This is a genomic window from Pirellulimonas nuda (assembly GCF_007750855.1).
GTDB classification, from domain to species: domain Bacteria; phylum Planctomycetota; class Planctomycetia; order Pirellulales; family Lacipirellulaceae; genus Pirellulimonas; species Pirellulimonas nuda.
This window is the reverse complement of sequence record NZ_CP036291.1, coordinates 2,416,770-2,439,083: the sequence shown is the minus strand read 5'-3', so window position 1 is coordinate 2,439,083 and position 22,314 is coordinate 2,416,770. Positions and strand designations below refer to the sequence as shown.

General features: G+C 65.4%; 18 protein-coding genes. 7 read left to right on the top strand and 11 right to left on the bottom strand.

The features are described 5' to 3' along the window. The first annotated feature begins 79 nt into the window (after positions 1–79). Positions 80–379 (top strand): Rho termination factor N-terminal domain-containing protein, encoded by a 300-nt coding sequence (locus Pla175_RS09875; RefSeq protein WP_145283716.1) that lies wholly within the window; start codon positions 80–82, stop codon positions 377–379. A 130-nt stretch (positions 380–509) separates the two neighbouring features. Continuing rightward, on the top strand, positions 510–1,439 hold the full coding sequence (locus Pla175_RS09870) for a serine/threonine protein kinase (protein ID WP_145283714.1): 930 nt from the start codon (positions 510–512) through the stop codon (positions 1,437–1,439). Here Pla175_RS09870 and Pla175_RS09865 read toward each other — a convergent pair. From Pla175_RS09865 to Pla175_RS09855, 3 genes are all read right to left on the bottom strand, one after another. Further along, positions 1,436–2,599: a DNA cytosine methyltransferase gene (locus tag Pla175_RS09865; protein WP_145283712.1), complete on the bottom strand. Its 1,164-nt coding sequence runs from the start codon at positions 2,597–2,599 to the stop codon at positions 1,436–1,438. The genes Pla175_RS09870 and Pla175_RS09865 overlap by 4 nt on opposite strands. A 131-nt stretch (positions 2,600–2,730) precedes the next feature. After that, on the bottom strand, positions 2,731–3,186 hold the full coding sequence (locus tag Pla175_RS09860; RefSeq protein WP_145283710.1) for a very short patch repair endonuclease: 456 nt from the start codon (positions 3,184–3,186) through the stop codon (positions 2,731–2,733). Beyond that, positions 3,144–4,616, bottom strand: a complete 1,473-nt coding sequence (locus Pla175_RS09855; RefSeq protein WP_145283707.1) for a vitamin K epoxide reductase family protein — start codon at positions 4,614–4,616, stop codon at positions 3,144–3,146. Before Pla175_RS09855 ends, Pla175_RS09860 begins: the two co-directional genes overlap by 43 nt. Before the next feature lie 199 nt (positions 4,617–4,815). Here Pla175_RS09855 and Pla175_RS09850 point away from each other — a divergent pair, with 199 nt between their 5' ends. The 4 genes from Pla175_RS09850 (at position 4,816) to Pla175_RS09835 (ending at position 9,666) form a co-directional block, all read left to right on the top strand. Then, positions 4,816–5,916 carry a phytanoyl-CoA dioxygenase family protein gene (locus Pla175_RS09850; protein WP_145283705.1) on the top strand — a complete coding sequence of 367 codons (1,101 nt, stop codon included), beginning with the start codon at positions 4,816–4,818 and terminating at the stop codon, positions 5,914–5,916. 189 nt (positions 5,917–6,105) lie between these two features. Next, positions 6,106–7,014, top strand: a complete 909-nt coding sequence (locus tag Pla175_RS09845) for an SDR family NAD(P)-dependent oxidoreductase (protein ID WP_145283702.1) — start codon at positions 6,106–6,108, stop codon at positions 7,012–7,014. Positions 7,015–7,984: 970 nt separating this feature from the next. Beyond that, positions 7,985–8,938, top strand: a complete 954-nt coding sequence (locus tag Pla175_RS09840) for an IS110 family RNA-guided transposase (protein WP_145283687.1) — start codon at positions 7,985–7,987, stop codon at positions 8,936–8,938. 8 nt (positions 8,939–8,946) lie between these two features. Continuing rightward, positions 8,947–9,666, top strand: a complete 720-nt coding sequence (locus tag Pla175_RS09835; RefSeq protein ID WP_145283700.1) for a hypothetical protein — start codon at positions 8,947–8,949, stop codon at positions 9,664–9,666. Between the two features lie 1,643 nt (positions 9,667–11,309). Here the strand turns inward: Pla175_RS09835 and Pla175_RS09830 are convergent. From Pla175_RS09830 to Pla175_RS09800, 6 genes are all read right to left on the bottom strand, one after another. Beyond that, positions 11,310–12,377 carry a Hint domain-containing protein gene (locus tag Pla175_RS09830; RefSeq protein WP_145283698.1) on the bottom strand — a complete coding sequence of 356 codons (1,068 nt, stop codon included), beginning with the start codon at positions 12,375–12,377 and terminating at the stop codon, positions 11,310–11,312. 23 nt (positions 12,378–12,400) lie between these two features. Further along, the gene (locus Pla175_RS09825; protein ID WP_145283696.1) at positions 12,401–12,931 is read right to left on the bottom strand and encodes a DUF7738 domain-containing protein; all 531 of its coding nucleotides are present in this window, start codon (positions 12,929–12,931) and stop codon (positions 12,401–12,403) included. Then, a complete protein-coding gene (locus tag Pla175_RS09820) occupies positions 12,921–13,988 on the bottom strand; it encodes a Hint domain-containing protein (protein WP_145283694.1) in 1,068 nt (355 codons plus the stop codon). The genes Pla175_RS09825 and Pla175_RS09820 overlap by 11 nt, the downstream gene beginning before the upstream one ends. A 139-nt stretch (positions 13,989–14,127) precedes the next feature. Then, a complete protein-coding gene (locus Pla175_RS09815; protein WP_145283692.1) occupies positions 14,128–14,451 on the bottom strand; it encodes a hypothetical protein in 324 nt (107 codons plus the stop codon). Between the two features lie 238 nt (positions 14,452–14,689). After that, on the bottom strand, positions 14,690–16,249 hold the full coding sequence (locus Pla175_RS25935) for a CAP domain-containing protein (protein WP_197527395.1): 1,560 nt from the start codon (positions 16,247–16,249) through the stop codon (positions 14,690–14,692). Positions 16,250–16,469: 220 nt separating this feature from the next. Next, the gene (locus tag Pla175_RS09800; protein WP_231954155.1) at positions 16,470–17,900 is read right to left on the bottom strand and encodes a transposase; all 1,431 of its coding nucleotides are present in this window, start codon (positions 17,898–17,900) and stop codon (positions 16,470–16,472) included. Positions 17,901–18,371: 471 nt separating this feature from the next. On the opposite strand from Pla175_RS09800, the gene Pla175_RS09795 reads away from it, so the two are divergent. Continuing rightward, positions 18,372–19,325 carry an IS110 family RNA-guided transposase gene (locus Pla175_RS09795; RefSeq protein WP_145283687.1) on the top strand — a complete coding sequence of 318 codons (954 nt, stop codon included), beginning with the start codon at positions 18,372–18,374 and terminating at the stop codon, positions 19,323–19,325. Between the two features lie 124 nt (positions 19,326–19,449). On the opposite strand, the gene arsS is transcribed toward Pla175_RS09795, so the two are convergent. Next, the gene (gene arsS / locus Pla175_RS09790; protein ID WP_145283685.1) at positions 19,450–20,415 is read right to left on the bottom strand and encodes an arsenosugar biosynthesis radical SAM (seleno)protein ArsS; all 966 of its coding nucleotides are present in this window, start codon (positions 20,413–20,415) and stop codon (positions 19,450–19,452) included. A 27-nt stretch (positions 20,416–20,442) separates the two neighbouring features. Then, entirely contained in the window at positions 20,443–22,311 is a 1,869-nt protein-coding gene (locus tag Pla175_RS09785; RefSeq protein WP_197527394.1) for a c-type cytochrome domain-containing protein, read from the bottom strand. Between the last annotated feature and the right edge of the window lie 3 nt (positions 22,312–22,314).

Below are 22,314 nucleotides of genomic sequence, written 5' to 3'. Positions count from 1 at the left end.
CCGGCCACGTGGTTAACGCGGGGCCGGGCGATACCCGTTTTGCACCCTCACAGGCCGCCCGGACGGCCAGGAGACCACAATGCCGCGTGCATGGTGCGATAAGGACGAAAGGCAGTACGAGCACGTCAAGCAGAGCGTGCAGGAGCGTGGCAAGTCGGAGGATCGCGCCGAGGAAATCGCGGCCCGCACCGTAAATAAACAGCGTCGGAATGAGGGCCGCACCCCCAACCGGACGACCCAAGGAACCGGAAACCCCAACACGGCGTACGAAGACCGCACCGTCGACGAGCTGAGAAACCTGGCGGCAGATCTGGGCATCGAGGGGCGCAGCAAGCTCAACAAGCCGTCGTTGATTGAGGCGATCCGCGCCCGGCGGTGATACTCGACCGCCAAGCTGGCAGAGTGCGAACCAGTGAGGTGTTTCTAGCATACAGGCGTCCCAGCACGTATCATGGCGTGACCCGTGAGGGTGCTTTCCGCACCGCGGACCTACGCCAGAGGGGAGTGCTGTGAGCCAAGCGACGCTCGGCGGATACGAGCTGATCAAGCTGCTGGGCGAGGGCTCCTACGGGTCGGTCCACAAGGCTCAATCACTCACGACCGGAGAGATTGTTGCGCTCAAGGTGCTGCGCTCGCAAGCGGCCTGCAACCCTTCGGAGCAGAACCGCTTCGTCCGCGAGATTACGGTACTGCAGAAGCTCAACCACCCGAACATCGTCCGTCACATCGACTGCGGCATCGACCACGATCAGATCTACTCCGTGATGGAGTACATCGACGCGCTGACGCTCAAGCACTCGCTAGCGAAGCTGCACGTGCTCTCTTGGCGGAATGCTGCGCGGATCGCTGGTCAGGTGGCGCTCGGTCTGGCGCACGCGCACGACCGCGGTGTGATCCACCGCGACCTGAAGCCGGCCAACCTGTTCTTGTCGTCGGGCGGGATGGTGAAGATCGGCGACTTCGGGCTCGCCCGCGACACCAAGCTGCACGCGCTCACGCTCCACGGCCAGGTGCTGGGAACGCCGCGTTACATCCCGCCGGAGCAGGTGACCCACCCCGACCAGGTGACGTTTGCGGCCGACCTCTACGCCCTGGGAGTGATTCTGTTTGAGATGCTCACCGGTGGCCTGCCGTTCCGGGGCCGATCTCAGGGAGAGCTGCTCCGGCAGCACGTGTCGAACGCGCCACCCAACCTGCTCGAGCTGGCGCCGGCCACGCCGCCAGCGCTCGCGTTGCTGGTCGATCGCCTGCTCGCCAAGTCGCCCGCCGACCGCCCCGCCAGCGCTCTGTTGGTTTCGGAGGAGCTGCGCGCAATCATCAAGAGCGACGCGCCGGACGCCAAGGCGACCATGGGCCTGGCGGACCTAGCGGCGCTGGACGTCCTTGAACAGAGCGCGTCGCTGGTGCTCAAGAAGGGCCCGCCGGACGCCCCCGCCTAGCGAGCCTCGAGCGCCGGGTTCAGCACGTGTTGGGCGATCCACGTCACCGCCGGCACGCACACCGCGTCGCCGAAGCCAAACAGCGCCTCGTTCAGCCGGCAGGTGACGCGGTAGCCGGGCGCCCCCATCAGCCGGGCGCACTCGTCGGCGTTCAGCAGGCGGGAGTGGTGCTCGCCATCGCCGGCCTGGAATAGGATCTGCCGACCGCTCCCCCCCTTGGGGGTCCGCAGGCAGCCGGCCAGCCCGTCGGTCCGCAGCTCCGCCATCGACCGCCCGTGTCGTACACGGCGGAACACCGTGCCGTAGCTCCAGCGTTTGCCCCCGATCATGGCGTCGGCCGCGCAGCGGTGGCGGGCGCTCATCTGCGACAGCAGGTACTCGGCCCGATCGCGGCTCCACCACTGCGGCGAGTCGAGCGGCACGTCGTCCAGCACCGACTCGAGCCGCACGGCGCCATACGGTGGCGGCTCTGGGAGCTGAGCGATGGACCAGTCGATATCGCCGGCGGCGCGGATCGCCTCGATCAGCTTGGCGGGTCGGGTAGGGGAGGGGGCGAGCGTGTCGGGGCGGAGATCGCGGTCGCGCGGCGCCCGCCGCTTGCCGATCACAAACAACCGCGGCCGGCTCTGGGGGACGAAGTGGGCCGCGTCGAGCACGAGCGCATCGACGGCGTAGCCTAGCCGATTGAGCGAACGGAGCAGGGCGTGCAGGTCGCGGCCGCCGTGCGAATTGAGCAGACCGGTGACGTTCTCCAGCAGCACCAGCGGTGGGCGCCGGTCGTGCATCGCCTCCAGCAGTTGGTGAAAGCCCCAGAAGGCGGACGACTGCCCCGAGTCGAGTCCGCGCCGGGCGCCGGCCAGGGAGAGGTCGGTGCAGGGGAACGACGCGTGCGCTAGCGAGACATCGGGCACGCACTCGGGGCGCTCGGCGAGCCGATGCACGTCTTCCAGCAGGTAGTGCGTCGATGGCCCGAAGTGCCCCTCGTACAACCGCTGCTTGCTGGGATCGAGGTCGTTGGCCAGCACCACTTCCCAGCCTGCTTGCTCCAGGCCGATCCTGGCCAATCCGATGCCGGCGAAGAATTCGGCCGCCGTGCGCCCGGGCGCCGGTGGGGGCGCCGGGGAGACATCGAATAGCGGGCGTTGAGTGAGTGTGGGCATCGCGCCTCCCTGCAGGAACCCTCAAAGCCTAAAGAGGCGAGCCGTGGGCGTCAGCCCCCGGAGGGATCGGCGGAGGATTCACCGTACGACGCTGATCAAAGGGTTGGCCGATCCGTGCCTCGCTCCTGGGGCTAGTTCGCTGGGCCCGCCACAAGTCGAGTGAGCAACCGCTTGGAGAGCCCCTCGTGTTTGAGCCGGCACTCCCACACCGTCCATACAGAGTAACCCTCTGCCCGCAACTGGCGGGCGACCCGGCGGTCGCGGCGACGGTTGCGGGCGACCTTCTCTTGCCAGTACTTGCGGTTTTGCTTCGGCACGCGGGCGCCCCGCGGGCAGTGGTGGCCGTGCCAGAAGCAGCCGTGGACGAAGACCACCGTCTTGGCCGAGGCGATCACAAAGTCGGGCCGCCCGGGGAGCCGCGCCACGTCGCGCCGGTAGCGTACGCCGGCCGACCGCAGCAACTCCGCCACGCGCAGTTCTGGCCCCGTGTCGCGGCTCTTCACGGCGCGCATCGTTTCGCTTCGCTGCGCGGAGGGGCGCGGGCTCACGGCGCGGGCGACGCTTTGATTCCGAGGTGCTTTTCCCATACCTCGATCAGCGATTCCAGGTTCTCCGGCGCGCCGCTCACGATAGAGTTGCCCACGATCTGGCACGGCAGACGCAGGTTGCGGCCCTGCGCCAACTGGGCGAACAGCTCGATGTACTGCTGCCGCAGTTGCTCTGTCTTGGGATCGTCGTACTCGCGCCGCAAGCTGTTTACATCGACGAACTTCTCGGCTTCGATCCGCGCCGACATAAACTTCGCGGCCTTTTTCGGGTCGCGCGTCAGCCAGGCGTGGTAGGCGGCAAACGCATCGGGGTCTGCCCGCGCTACGGCAATCGCCAACTGCACCAACCGGCACGAGCCCCGCCCTTCCGGCTTCGGCTTCTTCACGTATGAGTTGCACAGCACGTCGGTCGGCCACGGCAGCACCACGACGGCGACCTTGCCATCGAACCGCTGCAGCGCCTCGAAGATCAGCGGCTGCGTCTTGCGGCACTCGCTACAGGCGTAGTCCATGATCTCGACGACCACGTACTGGGCCTCGGGCGAACCGAGGATGGGATGATCGTACGCGTTGAGCCGCAGCTTGCCGTCTAGGACCTGGATCACCCGCTCGCCCAACGGCCTGCGCGGGGGGCCGGCCGGGATCGCGGGGGGCGTGAAGCCTTCCACGCCGGGGGAGGAGTCGGCGTCTTCCTGCTCCTGCGCGTCGGCCTGGTCCATTGCGAGGGGCCCGCTGTCGAAGCCCCCACCCTGGGCGATCGCGGGGCCCGTGGAGGGCCGATCGGCGGCTAGATCGAAATCTAGTTCTGCCGGCAGGTCGGTTAGCACCTCGAACCGTTGGGGGGGGTAGAAGATCTGCACCCCAACCAGCGCCACGAGCCCAAGCACGCCGATCGCGGTCGGAACCCCCAATCCAGGGGGCGCCGCAAACCACTGCGAAGCGGGGCGAGTTCGGCTCCCGGGCTGCGTCATCAGCAGGTTCGCCAGAACAGGCCTGGAAGGGGCCGCTTGCCGCGAGGCTGCGTGCCTCAGCAGGATCGCCAGCAGGGCCGCCAGTACGCCGCAGGCGTGCACCACCAGGCACCAGACGCACCAGTGGCCAACCGCCACGGCCTGAAGGGCGATAAACCACGGGGCGCCCCCCAGTGCCGCCGGGACACAGATGTCGACCAACCACCAGCCGATCCGGCCGATGGGGCCCCCCAGGGGCACCAGCAGCCAGCCGGCCCCGAATGCGCAGTAGAGGCCGAAACCCAGCTTGCTGACCGGCAGGCCGGCCCAGGTGGCCCAGGGGCTCTGCAGCACCGCGTCGCAGTCGCCGCCGGCGATTACGTCGCAGCCCGCCAGGGGCGTCCCGCCGTCGGCGGATACGAGGGAGTACGCGCCGGACGCGGCCCCCGCTAGCAGCGCCGCCGTCACCAGCCAGCCCAACCACCAAGCGATTCGTGCGATTAATGAAGGAGGATTCACGCTACTAGCTTAGCCGACGCTGCTAGCCACGCGAGGCGGCGGCCGGCCCGCGGACGCGGATTGGCGGAATCCGCTAGCAGGCCAGGCGCAAACTCTATGGCGTTACTAATTTCCTAACCGTTAATGTCCGATAACTCGTTGCAGACGGACGCCCCTGCGCCCGCCTGGCTCGATCCCCCATCTCCCGGAGTCTCGTTCGATGAACATGCACCCCAAAAAGCGTCCCCTGTGGCAGCGTGTGCCGATCATGGGCGGCCTCGGGGGTCTGTGGGCCTACAAGGCGCTTGGGCTGCCGACGCGGGTGCTGCCGCGCGACCTCAAGGCGGTCGTCCGCAACTGGGACCACAGCATGTTCGCCAAGATCATTGGCAGCGGGGTGAACAAGGCGTACATCGACCAGCCCTGCACGTTCAAGATGCCCAAGGTGATCGCCCCCAAGGCGAGCGTGGCGCCCGAGTACCAGCTCAGCCACGACCAGCTCAAGCAGTTCTACACCAACGGGTTCCTCGGCCCGTTCGACGCGTTCACGCGTGAGCAGATGCAGGACTTCAAGCAGGACCTGCTCGCGATCGAAAACGTGCCGTCGGAAACCTACGGCTTCGCCACGCCCCGCGACCGGCACTTCGAGATGCCGCGGATGTGGAACTACCTGAAATCGCCGGCCATCACCGAGCGGGTCGCCCAGATCCTGGGCCCCGACCTGCTGACGTGGCGGTCGCAGATCTTCTACAAGGGCCCCAAGTCGCCCGCCATCCAGTGGCACCAAGCCAGCACGTTCATGGTGGAGGACTACCAAGACCCCGCCATCTTCCCCAAGGACCGCAGCGAGATCTTCCAGCTCACCGTCTGGATAGCCGTGGACGACTCGACCACGGAGAACGGCGCCCTGCGATTCGCTGAGCGATCGCACGACCGCGTGCGGCCGATCAAGTTCGGCGGCGAAGAAGGCTTCTACAACGCCGCCTACTCGCTGGAGTTCAAGCCGGAGGACTACCGCTGCGTCGAGGTGCCGTGCCGCGCCGGGCAGTTCATCATCTTCACGGAGCGGTGCGTGCACGGCTCGGCGGCCAACACCACCGATCGGCACCGCATCGCGTTCAACATGCGGGTGATCCCGACCAGCATCCCCGTCTACACGAACAAAAAGCACTACCGCAGCGTCTACAACGGCGGCAAGTACCACCTCGACAAATGGGGCGTCTGCCTGCTCCGCGGCGAAGACCGCTACCAGCTCAGCCGCACTGTGCCGCCGGAGAAGCTCGACCGCGGACTGCCGGCGCCGTTGAAGATGGCCGCTTGACGAACGATAGCCACGAAAAGGCGCAAGAGTGCACAAAGAGAGCGCGGCCTGACGGGACCCACGATCCAGCAGGCGATGGGTTTCAGTCCAAACACCTTTAGCCATTGAGGCTTGTGTCATTGCGATTTCGTCTTTGTGCTTCTTTGTGCCTTTTCGTGGCCAACTCTTAGCCCTCGGCAGAGCCCGCTGATGCGAAAAATCGCCGGCAAACGCGCTCTGGTGACCGGGGCCGCCTCGGGCATCGGCCGCGCCATCGCGCTGCGGCTCGCCGGCGAAGGCGCGCGCCTGTTCTTGGTAGACATCGACCGCACAAGTCTGGCCGCCGTGGTCGAAGACGCCCGCAGGCTCGGCGTCGAGGCCGAGGGACGCGTCTGCGATGTCGCCGACCGTAACCAGATCACGCGCGTCACGCAGGAAGCCATCGAGCGCTGGGCCGGCGTGGATATCTTGGTCAACAACGTCGGCGTCAGCTACCGCGGCCTCACGCACGAGATGCCCCCCGAAGAGGTCGACCGCCTGCTGGCGATCAACCTCCACTCCCACTTGCAGTTCACCCGCGAGCTGCTGCCGACCCTGCTGCTGCGGCAGCAGGCCCACATCCTGAACGTCTGCAGCGTGCTGGGGCTGGTGGGGATGCCGCGCGTGTCGGTCTACTGCGCCACCAAGTTTGCACTCAAGGGTTATAGTGAGTCGCTCCGCGCGGAGTACGGCCGGCTCGGGCTGGGGGTCACGACGCTCTGCCCCGGCTTCGTAGAAACCAACCTCTTCAAGAACGCCCACACCGCCACGCCGAAGCAACATGTTAAACCGCCGCCCGGTTACATGTGCACCACGGCCGACCGCGTGGCCCGCGCCGCCATCAGCGGCATCAAGCGGAACCGCGACGTGGTGCTGGTGGAATGGTTCGCCCGCGCGCTGCACCTGTGGAAGCGATTCTCGCCGTTCACGATGGACGCCGCGCTCCGCTGGGGCTGGCGCCGCCGCGTACGGCGCGGCGTGAAGCACGGCTACAAGCTCTCGTCCGACCAACCAGAAACCATCCGCGAGTGGGCCCGGGCCCAAGCTGCGCAGCTTGAGTCCGAACGCAACGCCGCGTAGCAAGGCGACCGGTCTCTGCGCCCACCGGAGTTTTGTCCTTTTGTCCCCCACCCCGCGGGCTCGATTTTCGGACAAAACCCACCCCCCCGGCAGAAAACCCCGCACAAATCGCCCCTCCCTCGGCCCACCCGTCGCCAAATCCCCCTCCACAGAGGGGGCTGCTGCCACGTTCTATCTCTTCTTACCGGACACCCACCCCCGCCAGCGGACACCTCCGGGACAAAATCCCGCGCCCGCCACACGGGCCCAACCACCGGCGCAGCCCACCCCCCACGGCCGATCGTCGGCGTGTTAGCGTGGGCGCAGCGGTAGCGCGTTTCGATCGCGGCGCCTATTGTCCGGCCGTGGGTGGCTATTTGCGAGTAGAAACTCGGACGATTGCCGAGCCGGGAGAACATGTCGCCCGTCTCCGCAATTCGGGCGCCGCCGCAATTCGGGGACACCCAACCTCCCACGCGCAATTCGGGCAATTCGGGGACACCCAACCTCCCAAGTCGACCGCAACGCCTCCCTGGGAACATCAGCACGGGGACTTTCAAGAGTACGCGGCGTTAGCTGGGTAGTGTCTTACCTAAGGCACTGCACTTGTCGTTTGATTGCTTGATTTCTTTCTTGGGAGTGGGTTAAGCCCCTCCGCCTTCGCCCTCGCATCGGCCCTGCGCCCAATCGAGGGGCCGATGCGAGGGCGAAGGGGGAGGGGCGCCCCCCTCTGTCGAGCCGGAGCGGAGGTCGCTGCTGCGACCCGATCGGCGGCCGGCTCAGGAGAGAACGCCGGAGGCAATTAGACTGAAAAAGCCGCCCACCGGAGGCTTGCCCCGGTGGGCGCACGGACTCGGCAGATCGTGCTGGGTAGACGCCTAGACGTCGTGGGACATCAAGATCGCCGGTCCTTTTTCGTTGTTAACCCGAACAGCCGGGGGAGCCGCGGCGTGCGTGCCGCGAGCTCGTACTTACTATCCAGGGAATAACGATGAAAGACAAGAACGTGATCGGGATCGATGTCGCCAAGGCGAAGCTGGACGTGTTCGACTCTAAGACCGGCCGGCACACGGTCGTCGCCAACACCCCCGAAGGGGTCGACGCGCTGGTCCGCGGCGTCGCCCCGGCCAAGACACTGGTGGTGCTGGAAGCCACCGGCGGCTACGAGGGGCTGCTGGTCGAGGCGCTCGAGCGTCGGGGGGTCGACTGCGCGGTCGTCAACCCGCTGCACGTCCGCCACTTCGCACGGGGCTGCGGGATGGTGGAGAAGAACGACAAGCTCGACGCACGCATCATCGCCCGCTTCGGCGAGGTGGTGCGGCCCGAGCCGCGCGAGGCGCCCTCCGCGAGCGAGGCGAAGCTCAAGGCGCTCGTCCACCGCCGCGACCAGGCCCTCGCGCACCTGGGCGCCGAGCGCAACCGCCTGCAGCAGACGCGTGACCCCGAGACGGCGGAGATGATCCGCCAAGGGGTGGCGTTTTACCGGGCGCAGATCCGCGAGGTCGACAAGCGCATCGCGCGGGTCCTGGAGCAGTGCCCGCAGCTAGCGGCCAAGTCGCGGGTCCTGCAATCGTGCCCAGGCGTCGGCGTGGCGACCACCGCGACGCTCCTGGCCGAACTCCCCGAGCTGGGCCGCCTCAACCGGGGCCAGGTCGCCAAGCTGGTGGGGGTGGCGCCGATCGCTAAGGACAGCGGCCAGAAGCAGGGGCAACGCAAGACTTACGCGGGGAGGTCGATGGTCCGCAAGGTCCTGTACATGGCCGCCCTGGTCGCCACCCGTTACAACGCCCGCATGCAGGCGTTCTACCAACGGCTGCTGGCCAAGGGGAAAGCGAAGAAGTCCGCCCTGGTGGCAGTCATGCGCAAGCTGGTCGTCACGTTGAACCTGATGGTCCGAAACAACGAAACATGGAGCGAGCCGTCACTCGCTATTGACAACAATTAAGACAGCCGATGTCCCTCAGCGGCTCCTTCTACAGCGCGTTCACCGCTTCTGACGACTACGGCGTCTATCACGGCAGCTCGCTGATCGGCCTGCTCCCCGCCTCGGACCTGCCGAACCTGGACGACTGCTTCCTGCTCGCCGGGCGGCGCTGGCGGGTGGTCGCGATCGAGGACGAGCGGCGGGTCGTGGTCGTCCGGCCCGCGAAGGGGAGCAAGCCCCCGATGTTCACCAGCGGCGGCGGCGAGGTCCACCCGCGGGTGCGCGACGCCATGCGGCTGGCGCTGCTGGACGACCGCCCCTGCGGGTACTTGAACTCCACCGGCGCCCGGCTGCTGGCCGAGGCGCGCCTCACCGCCCGCGAGGCGGGGATCGATCGGCGCCGCCTGGTCCCGCTGTCGCCGTCCTCCTGCTTGTGGTTCACCTGGACCGGAACCAAGGCCCAACGCACGCTCTGCCTGATCGCCGACGCGGCGGGGCTCGCCCCCGCCGACCACAAGATCGCGGTCGAGCTCTCCGCCAGCGCCGCCGACTCGGCCCGTCGCTTGGCGGGCGTCGATGCGTTGTCGCTCGACCCGGCCCGCCCGGCCGCACGTCTGCCGTCGAAGCAGACCCGCAAGCTCGACGAGCACCTGGACGAGGGACTGCTGATCGAGGCGCTCGCGGTCGATGCCCTCGACCTGGAGACGGCCCGGGGGCTGCTCATGGGGTTGCGGGCTGCTGTGGGTTGAAGCGCCGCCACTGCGTCCGGCGGTCGTGGTTCCGGCTTGAGTCTATTTGTTCCCTCTCCGCGGAGTTTTTTTTCGAGTAGACACGACCCGAACCGTCCCAAACCCTTTGGCCTACCGCAGTTTTCTGCCCCGATTGCTCGCCGGCATCCCCCCATCCGAGGGGTTTTTCTCCCCTTGCCAGCCTCCAGCGCTAGACAAAACCCCCTTCAAATAGACACGTCATTAGACACCCCTCCGTGGCAGCTTTTGCCTAGAAAACAGGCCGTTTCTTAGCAAAACACCTGTCGCGACGTGTCCCCCATGTCTAATCCGCAGTTGAGCCCCTCCGCCTCCCTGAAAAGCACGGTGAACCGCGTTTCCTGTCGCATTCTCCCCGATCGTGTGGCGGCTTTCAACGACAAAGCGGCGAGACATGGTGGAACGTCGTGTGCCGCTAGGGCTCGCGGCAAGAACTAAGGATGCGTTGCGCAGAGCGTATCTGGATGGGGTGGAGGTTGTCTCAACGCAATTCGGGGACACCCAACCTCCTAAGTCGACCGCTAGGCCTCCCTGGGAACATCCGCACGGGGACCTTCAAGAGTACGCGACGTTAGCTGGGTGTCCCTCAGCGGTCCTTACGACTGCGAAGGCGGGGCGCCGTCGGCTGGATGTCCCCCGATCGGACCTTCATCAGGGATGATCACGATATCATGATGGCCAGTCTGGGAGGGCGCTAGTGGAGGCGCGCCATATCAGATTGGAATGCGTATAACACCACTGGGGACCGCCGGACGTATACATAAAAGACCCGTTCCCAGCAAACTTTCCGTCCTAGGGGTAACGCAGTTGCCTAATGGACCGAAGCCCGTGGAACTCGATTCCGCCCACACGGCCGTTTTGCAACATGTCGATCAAAATAAGCCCTTCGTCCCGATCAACCAGTCTAATAGTCTGCCAAAACTGCCACTCTGCCCCCTCTTCATTTGCGTTCTCTGAATCTACAAAATGCAACGTGAAGGCGTTCTTCCAGACCCCTTTCGTGCATTGCCTGAGCTCCCCTGAGAGCCATGGCATGCTCGCCTGGTCGATCAACGCGAGGCTGCACAACCTTGATGGATTAAACGGCATTGGAGGGAGAGGGGACGGGCAGTCGCTGTTGATGCACGAAAGCAAGCCGCAGCTGCAGCATCGCACCCCAAGATACGTCCAACAAGAATCACCTGACTCCTCTGTATTAAAGGTTCTCGTTCTTCCCACTGCAACATTAAACGCACTCCGGCTGCAGTCATCGCACTCTTCATGGTCTTCGGAATCGGCTTCTTCGAGGCTGTCGGCATCAACTGGATGTAAGAATGCTTTGGACTCGCACGAAGTGCATTGAAGTCGCGGTACGCCGCCGCTATGGTCTATCGAGAACACTTCGCCCGAACAATCGCAATGCTTGCTTTGACATTCATGAGTCGCAATGGGCCGATATCGAACTGAGAATGCCTGCAGAAACGCAGGAAGTCTAGCGGCGTTAGCAGATCTCCAGCAGTTGTAATAGTCAGAGTTGTGCATCGTGAATGCCTTGATATCCGCGGTACTACTGCAAGAAGGTCATAGCAGGGGCGCACGAATCTCGCTCACACTGTTGGAGTCAAATCGTACGGGGGGCAGATGTGCTAGTCTATTATCGTTTCGATCTGTGCTCTGCCCTTCTTAATCGAGAAAACGGCATAGCCATTTCCAATCGGAACTAAGACAGAATTTGGGTCTTTAGGATCGATGGTAGTGCCCTTCGGGAAGCCCTGGGATTTTATCCTTTGGGTTAAGTCTTTAATTGCCTGCGTGGCATCGCCCTTGGACCCGAAGACATGGCGCGCCTTTGCTTGATCGGATGCATGTACAACTTCTTTTGAGGAGTTCCTTACTTTCGTTACATGTAAGGTTCTGGCGGATGCTTCCAGCTCTGCTGATGGTACAAAGTTGCATGGGTTCCCATTATGCACCAGCAGTCCAGTCTCACCGACGCGATAGACGTGCTCGGCGTGGACCTCCAGGTTGTAGACGGGCTCGGGGGGGCCGCGGGGCGAGATGCTGGCGACGCGGGCCGTGCCGTGCAGCGTGCGGACCTCTTCTCCGGGGCGTAACTGATCGGCGCGGACGAACCGCTGCTCGGTCTCGCTCCAGAAGGGGTGGTTGGGGGTGGCGCCGATCGGCTCGGCGAGCCCCTCGACCGCTACGTCGATCGTCGCCGCGGCCTGATGGTGGAACGTGGCGGTCACGACCCGGCCGGGGCCCGGCGGGATGGGGGGGCAGGGCCCGACGCCCAGCACCTTCGCCCGCCCCTCGATGCCGCACTCGGGGACCTCGATATCGACCTCGCCGCCGGCACGCACGCCGTGCTCTTCCAGCCACCAGGCGGGGCGGAGCATCTCGACCTCGGCGTGGCCGCCGCCACGCTTGGGCGCCCGCAGCGTCATCTGCCGCCAATCGGCGCAGACGACATCGTCGCCGAAGCGGAGGTCGAGCTCGCTGGAGGGGTTCTCGCCGACCCACACCCGCTGGCCGACACGGATCGTCTCGATCCGTTGCTCAACCACCCGCGGCGACGAGAGCGACACGGGGGTCGTCGCCACCACGGGCTGGATCGTGGGTTGGTCGGGCGACAGCCCCAGCCATAGGCAAGTCGCCGCCGCGATGAGCAGCGTGGCGATGATGGCGTAGTCTTTATGTCGCATTGTAGCCATAGATCACGAGCCGTCAGCAAACGCTAAACATGCTCTTCGTGCTTGTGGGCTCCACGAAAACCAACGCTAACGTATTGAATCACTCCTCTTTCCAATCCGTACTTGCCTTTCGCCTTCTTTATCTCGAACTGAATGGATAATCGCTCGCCATCTAGGAACCAAGCGTGGCCAAGGTGGGCAGTGAAGTTGTGTTCGCATTGACTGCTGAACTCGTCGAATCGCATACCTGCGACAACAGGTACGCCAAGAACAGTTAGAGTGCCTGGAAATCGCTTCTTAGTTGCATACCTTACTTGCTCTAATTCAAGATTGACCACTAACGCATGTACAAGCTTTGATGTCTTGTGCTCATTCAATGCTATTCCATGTTGATCGAAGAGGTACACGACATTGTCGTCGTATGGAATAAATACATGCTTTAATCGCCAGCCGGGTACGTTGCATCGATCTGGTTTGCCGAGCATGGACTCGAACCTCTCAATGCGCAGTCCTCCCTCAATTCTACGCCCGTCTATTTCGGCTACGTTCAGCGATACTGCGATCTCAGGGAGCACTTGGTGGCGCCCCCCCCGGGAAGACCTTGCCGAACGGCGAAGCAATTACATCCCGTGCTAAACCATCAATTTCAGATTGAATAACGCTGCGTATTGTTTCGTCATCGAAATCGGTGTTGCGGCGTAGATACTCTTCATACCGCCGCAGCTCGCCTTCCAAACCACCCTTGCGAAGATTCGACGCAGCCGGGAATGGGCGAGTAACGTCTGGGTCACCACCAAGTGATCTAGCAACAGGGTGATCTTGGTGGATGTCGCCAGGATCGTAGCCAGGGCGTTTTCGCGGGTCAGGCAACGGTGCTGCACATGGATTTCCGTTATGCACCAGTAACCGAGCCGCACCGACGCGATACACGTGCTCGGCATGGACCTCCAGGTTGTAGACGGGCTCGGGGGGGCCGCGGGTCGAGACGCTGGCGACGCGGGTCGTGCCGTGCAGCGTGCGGACCTCCTCGCCGGGGCGTAACTGGTCGGCGCGGACGAACCGCTGCTCGGTCTCGCTCCAAAAGGGGTGGTTGGGGGTGGCGCCGATCGGCTCGGCGAGCCCCTCGACCGCTACGTCGATCGTCGCCGCGGCCTGATGGTGGAACGTGGCGGTCACGACCCGGCCGGGGCCCGGCGGGATGGGGGGGCAGGGCCCGACGCCCAGCACCTTCGCCCGCCCCTCGATGCCGCACTCGGGGACCTCGATATCGACCTCGCCGCCGGCACGCACGCCGTGCTCTTCCAGCCACCAGGCGGGGCGGAGCATCTCGACCTCGGCGTGGCCGCCGCCACGCTTGGGCGCACGCAGTTTCATCAAGCGCCAATCCGCACAGACAACATCGTCGCCGAAACGGAGGTCGAGCTCGCTGGAGGGGTTCTCGCCGACCCACACCCGCTGGCCGACGCGGATCGTCTCGATCCGCTGCTCAACCACCCGCGGCGGCGAGAGCGACACGGGAGTTGTCGCCACCACGGGCTGAGCGGTGGGTTGGTCGGGCGTCAGGCCCCGCCAGAAACAGGCCGCGGCTGCGATGACCAGCGCGGCGATGATTGTAATTTCTCTAGAATGCATATTGCTTCTCTCGGTTGCCGCGTTCAAGCGACAAGCATCAGACTTGAGTGCCAGCCGTCATTAAGGTGTAGGTCGGATCGACGTCGCTGCCAGTAAGTACCGACCTGTGCCCAGTCTGCACGAGCACGTTGACAGTGAACTAAGTTTCACAAAAATGACGAGTCGCAAGTTGGCTATCTATTTCACTTTGTGCAATACACAGCGAACCTGGAACTACATGACCCAGCTGGCTAAATGCACTTGCCACCGATGTACTGCACCGAAGCCTAGTTTCGCCGACGCCAACTTCATGAATGCACTCTCCGCCTACGGACGCCACGCACTTCACTAGAACTAAGGCGAGATTTAAGTAAGCCTCTTTCGTGCCGATCAGTACCGCTTCGTCTTCGCCCGTTTCTAATGCAATGGTCACTAGTTCGCCTTTCTCGGAGTACTTCTCAAGCCGGTCGATAATGTCGAGCAATTCTCGCTGCCTAATCATCTATGAATTCTCCAATCGGTCGTCCCATGGGGTTGAGCTCGCGGTACTGTTTGCCAGTCGGTCCACTAACTCCGAAGTTGAATCGATGTTCATGAGGCACAGTTCTGCCGGCGGCGTCCTGCCCAAGTTTCCCATGCGGGCTAATCTGGCCATAGTCTTCTCGGGACGAGAAAAGGTGTCAGGAACCTTTTTCCGTTCGAGTGGCCTTCCGTCACCGCACTTAGTATGGCCGCGCCCCAATCTTGTTCCCCGGCGGATCGTAGCAGCACACCCACACCACCCTGCCGCCGACGTTCGCCATGCCGCAGCCGATCTTGGTGGTGTCGCGCCACACCATTTGCGTGTAGTGGCCGAAGGTTTTGTAGTTTTGGTTATCGATCTTTTGGCCGTGGTACTCGTCGCGCTCGTTGTACCACATGCCGGCGGCGTCTCTTACGGTGAGGGCTTCGGCCAGGTTTTCGCCGTAGGGGGAGTTCGGGCGGTGTTCGAAACGGTTCTCCTTGGCGAGCTTTTCGGCCCACTGCTGGGCGTATTCTGCCAGGTCGTCCGACCACGTGACCGGCGGGACGCCGACCTTGGCGCGGGCCTGGTTGTGGATGGAAAGCAGCAATTCAATCTCGTGCTGCGAGAGCCCCCAGCCGTCCGTATCGCTCTGGTCGTCGTCGGCGCGCTTGCAGAGCCTCCGCCAGCCCTCGGTTCGTGGGCCGTCGAAGATCGCTTCGTCCGGCATTAAGCGGATCCACAGATCGCGGCCGCCGTCGTACATCGCCACCCAGGCGTCGGTCCGTTCTTCTTCTTGGAGCTGGCCGAGAAGGCGGCCCTTTGGACCGTAGTGGGCCCACGTCGTGGCGTCGATCATTTCGAACAACTGATCGACGCCCCCTTTCCAGCTGGTGAACTGAAGCGCAGGGCCAATCCGCCACTCAGATTCGGGGTCGGGGCCTACCGAAAATTCGGCGACCATGCGGCCATCGATCTTGGCCATCCATCGCACCCCTTCGTGGGTCGTCAGGGGCGCCAACCGCTGGCGGTTTGCGACCGACGGGTTAACCATCACCTCGCGGTCGTGCTGGGCATCGATGTAAACGATCTCGACCGTCTTGCCAGATTGGTTGTTCACTCTCAGCGTGAACCGGCCGACCTGGGCCGGCGCGGGAGGCGCGGGAGGCGCGGGAGGCGCGGGAGGCGCGGGAGGCGCGGGAGGCTTGCTGGGATTCGTGGGATTCACCCCACGGTTGGCCACGCCGCCATTGACGGCCACGCCGTCAAACACATTGGGCGTGACGAACACCACGATGGCCTCGGGCCGTAGTAGTTTGTCAAAGAATGGCGGGAGCCGCGTCCGAGAAGGATCGTCGGCCGCGACAAGCAGCACCGGCACGGTGCGGCTGCGCTGTGCGCCGGAGCTAAGGATGCGCACCGGTTCGCCGCTGGCGCGCCGCACCTCGAACTGCCCGGCGGGCGCTTCGACTTCCTCGGAGGCCATGACCGTCACCGATACCGTACGCTCCCTCGTTTCTGAGTGCATCTCCTCTTTAGTGACGGTCCGCCCTCCGACCTGCACCGTCACCGAGTGCGGCACTTGTACGATGTACGACTCAGTTCTGGTTTCCGTGACGGGCCGGGGAACGACCAGCCGGATCGAGCCCCCGTCGCCGCGCATGATCAGCGCCGGTGTGCAACGAAGTTCGGGAAGGCCGTTCTGGGCCGCGGCGGCGCCCGCCGAGCATACGGCCAATGCGAAGGCGGCGGCGCGGACGCGGCCATGGGGGTGGGCCATCAATCGATCCTCGGAGAGAAGTGCGATCCGCACACAGAGCGTGCGGCGGACTCTCTAAGCGTAACCTCGCCGCGGCGCGCAAGGCAATCAGCGGTCGCTGGTGTCGCTACATGTTCGGCCAGATTGGGCCAAATTGCGGTTGGGGGGGGCCAAACTGGGGGGGGGCCAAACTGGGGACACCCAACCAACTCCCCATAGGTGAGGCTGGGTAGTGTCTTACCTAACAGCCCGTTGATCTAAGCGCATACTCCTGCGGCCCGCCAACTGTGAGCAGTTGGAGGCGTGACTCTGTAGGCCGGGCTCCCAGGCGAGCATGTGTGTCCCACAAGTTCTTCATCGCCGCGATGAGAAGCCAGGCGAGCTGCATAAGCCCGGCGGAGCCACCTTCGCCCTGCAGGCCCCTCGGCGTGCCGATCCCGAACAGCTTCCGCATTACCAGGCCCAGGTTCCGCACCAGCGCCGACGTCAGTAACCGCTTCCTCACCTTGTCGATCCCCCGCAGCCATGTGCGGCGTGACCCGCCGGTGTCGCACACGTGGGCGAAGCTGCGCTCGACCCGTTCACTCCTCAGCCGCTGGAGCCGTTTGTTCTTGGCGGTCTTGGTCCGCCGGCGGTTACCCTTCACCGCGCGCTGCTGCTCGACTGGCTTGGCGCTCAGACGCGACTCGCCGCGGCGCTTGGGCTCCGGCACATACGTCCGCACCCCGACCGACGTGACCAGTTCCAGCTGCTCGGCAGCGTGGTAGCCCTTGTCGGCAACCGCTTCTTCGATCTGCGCTTCCAGCCCAGCCTCTGACAGGTGCGTCTGCGCCTCCATCACACTGTCGCAGAGGGTCTTCGTGTCGCTGTGGTCGCCGTGATAGACCTCTGCCGCCAAGATCAGCTCCGTATCGATATCGACCACGTGCTCCGCCTTGTACGCCAAATGCGTGCGGCCGTCCTTGAGCTTGGTGATCCGTGCGCTCGGGTCGGTCGTGCTGACCCACTCGGCGTTCGAGACCTTTTTGTTCTTCCGCTTCTTATCGAAACGGCGGACCTCGTCGTCGCTCGGCTCGTCTTCTTTTTCGATCACTCCTTCCTTCTTCATCAAGCCAATGACGTACGCCTTCCAGTCTTCTCCTGTGTCGCGCCGCACGATGCTCTTCATCGCCGCATCGGCTTCAAGGGTAGTCGAATCGACCGCTACCGTCTTGCCTTTTAGCAGCCCCTGCTGCGCCGCCAGTTGCAGCACCAGCCGGAACACTTCCTGGTGGACTTCTAGCGGCAGGCGGTCGCGGACCCGGCTGAGCGTCGAGTGATCGGGGGTCGCCTCGGTCAGCGGAACGCCCAGGAACTCCCGCAGGCTGAGGCTGTCGGCGCACCGCCACGCGATGCCCCGCTGTGAACCGATCCCCTCGAAGTAACCCACCATCAACATCCGGAAGTAGACTCCCGGCGGGACCGACGGCCGCCCACGCGTGCCGGTCGGCTGGTAGTACGGCTCGCACAGCTTCTCGACCTCGCGGTCGAAGCCCGCCTCGGAAAGCAGCCTATTGAGCCGCTTGTAGAACGCGTGCCCCTGACTCTTGGGCAGCTGCTCTGCCGTCACGAACAACACGTCCTGCCGATCCCGCTCTCGCCTTCCCATCCCCATCGCTTCGCTCCTGCTCAAGTCACGCTTTCGTCGGCGACGCAGTTTAGCGCCAAGGGGTTGGTCGGGGGAGTGGCATTTTTCAACGGGCTGCTAAGGCACTGCACTTGTCGTTTGATTGCTTGATTTCTTTCTTGGGAGTGGGTTAAGCCCCTCCGCCTTCGCCCTCGCATCGGCCCTGCGCCCAATCGAGGGGCCGATGCGAGGGCGAAGGGGGAGGGGCGCCCCCCTCTGTCGAGCCGGAGCGGAGGTCGCTGCTGCGACCCGATCGGCGGCCGGCTCAGGAGAGAACGCCGGAGGCAATTAGACTGAAAAAGCCGCCCACCGGAGGCTTGCCCCGGTGGGCGCACGGACTCGGCAGATCGTGCTGGGTAGACGCCTAGACGTCGTGGGACATCAAGATCGCCGGTCCTTTTTCGTTGTTAACCCGAACAGCCGGGGGAGCCGCGGCGTGCGTGCCGCGAGCTCGTACTTACTATCCAGGGAATAACGATGAAAGACAAGAACGTGATCGGGATCGATGTCGCCAAGGCGAAGCTGGACGTGTTCGACTCTAAGACCGGCCGGCACACGGTCGTCGCCAACACCCCCGAAGGGGTCGACGCGCTGGTCCGCGGCGTCGCCCCGGCCAAGACACTGGTGGTGCTGGAAGCCACCGGCGGCTACGAGGGGCTGCTGGTCGAGGCGCTCGAGCGTCGGGGGGTCGACTGCGCGGTCGTCAACCCGCTGCACGTCCGCCACTTCGCACGGGGCTGCGGGATGGTGGAGAAGAACGACAAGCTCGACGCACGCATCATCGCCCGCTTCGGCGAGGTGGTGCGGCCCGAGCCGCGCGAGGCGCCCTCCGCGAGCGAGGCGAAGCTCAAGGCGCTCGTCCACCGCCGCGACCAGGCCCTCGCGCACCTGGGCGCCGAGCGCAACCGCCTGCAGCAGACGCGTGACCCCGAGACGGCGGAGATGATCCGCCAAGGGGTGGCGTTTTACCGGGCGCAGATCCGCGAGGTCGACAAGCGCATCGCGCGGGTCCTGGAGCAGTGCCCGCAGCTAGCGGCCAAGTCGCGGGTCCTGCAATCGTGCCCAGGCGTCGGCGTGGCGACCACCGCGACGCTCCTGGCCGAACTCCCCGAGCTGGGCCGCCTCAACCGGGGCCAGGTCGCCAAGCTGGTGGGGGTGGCGCCGATCGCTAAGGACAGCGGCCAGAAGCAGGGGCAACGCAAGACTTACGCGGGGAGGTCGATGGTCCGCAAGGTCCTGTACATGGCCGCCCTGGTCGCCACCCGTTACAACGCCCGCATGCAGGCGTTCTACCAACGGCTGCTGGCCAAGGGGAAAGCGAAGAAGTCCGCCCTGGTGGCAGTCATGCGCAAGCTGGTCGTCACGTTGAACCTGATGGTCCGAAACAACGAAACATGGAGCGAGCCGTCACTCGCTATTGACAACAATTAAGACAGCCGATGTCCCCTGAGGCACCGCCCTCGGGCAGGCACTGAGGCAGGCCTCCCCTGAGGCAGGCGTGTTGCGGGGCGGGGGGGGTGGAGTCCATGACCCTCGGTCGCCCTCCAAGCACTCGCTACGGCACGATCGCTCCGCCGCAACTGCTCCCCGCGCCGGCCGTGCAGCCCAGGCAGTGGTCGGCGGTGGCGATGGGGCGCCCCTGGGCCTCGCTCAGCTCGATGTCCCACAGCCGCTGCGTCTCGAACCCCGGCATCGGCAGCCCCGTCGCAAAGTTGAAGTCGCAGTCGTGCAGGGCCCCTTGGCTGTCAACGTGCACCTGCGAGCGGCACATCAGCCTCTCAACGCTCGCCGGGTTGTAGGTCGTATCGAGAAGGTCGAGGTAGCCGTCGAGCGTGCCGCCACGCTCTAGGGCCGCGCGCCAGCGGGTGATGGGCATGTTGGTGATGGTCCACAGTTCGTTGAAGACCAGCCCGAACCGCTGCCGCAGTTCCCGGTGGTAATCTTCCGCCAGCGCGTCTTGCGCCGGCGGGAGCCGCGGGCCGGTGGGGTTGTAGACCAGGTTCAGCCGCAACGCGGGGTCGACGCCGTACCCCACGGCGTTGAGCCTCAGCAGCCCCTCGATCGAGGCGTTGTAGGCGCCCCGGCCCCGCTGGGCGTTGACGTTCTCTTCTAGGTAGCAGGGGAGCGAGGCCACGACTTCGACCCGGTGCTCCGCGAGGAAACTTGGAACCCAGGCGAAGCTGGGCTCGTCGTGCAGCAGGATCGTGGGGTTGCAGCGGTCGATCACCCGCCGGCCGAGCCGGTGGCACTCCGCCACGATGCGGCGGAAGTTGGGGTTCATCTCCGGGCTGCCGCCGGTGAGGTCGACCGTGCGGACCTGCGGGTAGCGAGCGAGCCACGCGAGGATCTTCTCGGCGGTCGGCGCCGACATATTCTCTTGATCGCCGTCGCGCGCCGGCGACGACTCGACGTGGCAATGCTTGCAGGCGAGGTTGCAGACCCGCCCCAGGTTGACCTGCAGCGTCTGGATCCGCGGGGCCGAGCGCAGCGGCGCCGCGAGTTTCTGGTCGAACCGGTTCATCCGCCGTCCGTGGTGGTAAGGAAAAGCCTAGCGTCCCCGCTTGGCGGCGACGCTCTTCTGCCACGACTCGGCGGCCTGTTTCGGCGTGACGCGGTAAACGCCTTGGAACGCCTCGGCGAAGGGCTTCCCGGCGGCCATCGCGTCCAGCAGCTTGTTGAACGACGAGCCGCGGAGCATCGCCCCCGCGAACCCGTAAGCCACCACACCGCCGACCTGCGGATCGATGCGGCCGGTCATGAACGCGTCCGGCGAGGGCATCCGGGCCGCGAGCTCAGGGACTTTCCCCTCCCACTCGGCCACCTCTGGGTCGCGTGGGTAGAGCTTGGCCCGCACGGCGCGGGCGGCGCCCTCGGCCAGCCAGCCGGGGAGCTCTCCGCTGGTGCGTGCAGACAAGTAGAGCGCCGCAACTTGTTGGGCGAGCTCTGCGCGGAGCAGGTCGTCGTCTGCCGCGGCGGGCACAACGCACAGGTAGGGGGTCAGCGCGTCGTGCCGCCAGTGCCGACGCTGCGTCGCGGGGAGCTGACGCTTCTCAACCATTAGTCCAAACTCGCCGTAGTCGATGGCGCCGTCGAACACGAACGCGGTGACGCGGGCCTTGCCGAGCCCGTCCGGCGGTTGGCGGAAGTAGCTGAGCACGTCGTCGGCGGCCCCTTCGAGCGCGGCGCCGGTGCGATCGCGCAGGTCGTCGTTCGCGTTGCCGATCACCAAGAACCGCGGCGTCTCGAGCTGCCGGGCCGGCTCGTCAGGCACCGCTAGCCGCCAGCGGTCGGCGGCGTCCGCGCTGCGGAACTTGCTTAGTTGCGGGCCCGAGAAGCGATCGGCCCGCTCGGTGGCGATTAGCAGCGCCAAACCCGTTGCCGCGTCCTTGCCGTCAAACGACGCCCCTTCGCGGATCCAGGTGGCGATCGTCTCGATCTCTTGGGCAGACAGCGGCGTCTGCCGCAGCGGCATCTGCGGGGGATCGTCGCCGCGCACGCGGCGGAGCAGCGGGCTCTCGTCCGGCTTGCCGCCCGCGATCACCGGCCCCCCGTCCCCTCCCTTGAGCAGGGCCGCGAAGCTCCCCATGTCGAGCCCCCCTTGCTGCTGCCCGGCGCCGTGACAATTGCGGCACTTCGCGTCGATGATCGGCGCGACGTCGATCGCAAAGCTGACCGTCTCGCCCCCCTTGGGGCGCGTGACCTTCATCGGCGGCGACGCGGGCTTGGGCTGCATCGGCGCCCCCTGGCCGGGCTTCAGGTCGCGGAGGTTCGCGCTGGCGTCGGCGCCGTCGAAGCGGGCGCCCTGGTTGATCCAGCTCACCAACATCTGGGTCTCTGCGGGCGTTACCCGGCCGCCCCCGCGCGGCATGTCGCCCGAGACGATCAGCTCGACGATCAGGCTCCCCGCCCCGTCGCCGGGCACGAGCACCGTCCCGCCCGGGTCGGCGCCGCGCATCAGGGCGCTGTAGGTGGCTAGGCTGAAACCCCCTCGCGAGCCGTCGACGTGACACCCCCCGCAGCGGGCCGCCAGCATCGGCGCCACTTGTGAGGTAAAGCTCACGTCGCCGTCGCCGCCGCCCGCCGGGGGCGTCGCCGGGGCGATCTTGGCCAGGGGAGGGGGGTTGAACCCGGCGGCGGTGAGCTCGCCATGGAACTCGGTGAGGCGATCCATGGCGCGCTTGAAGGCCGACTCCGAACGCGGGTCGACCCCGCGCTCCGCCACACCAGCGACAAGCTTTTGGAGTTCCTCAAACGCGGCAACCGCGTCGTCGCCCCTTCCTGCCGCCGCAAACCGCTCGGCGGCCCGCGCCTGGGTCGAGAAGCGTCGCAGGTCGTTTCGGTTCTCGCTGGCGTTGTCGGCCAGCGTCGGGGCGGCGAGCAGGCTCGCTACGGCGAGCGCTTGGAGCAGGCGGGACATCGC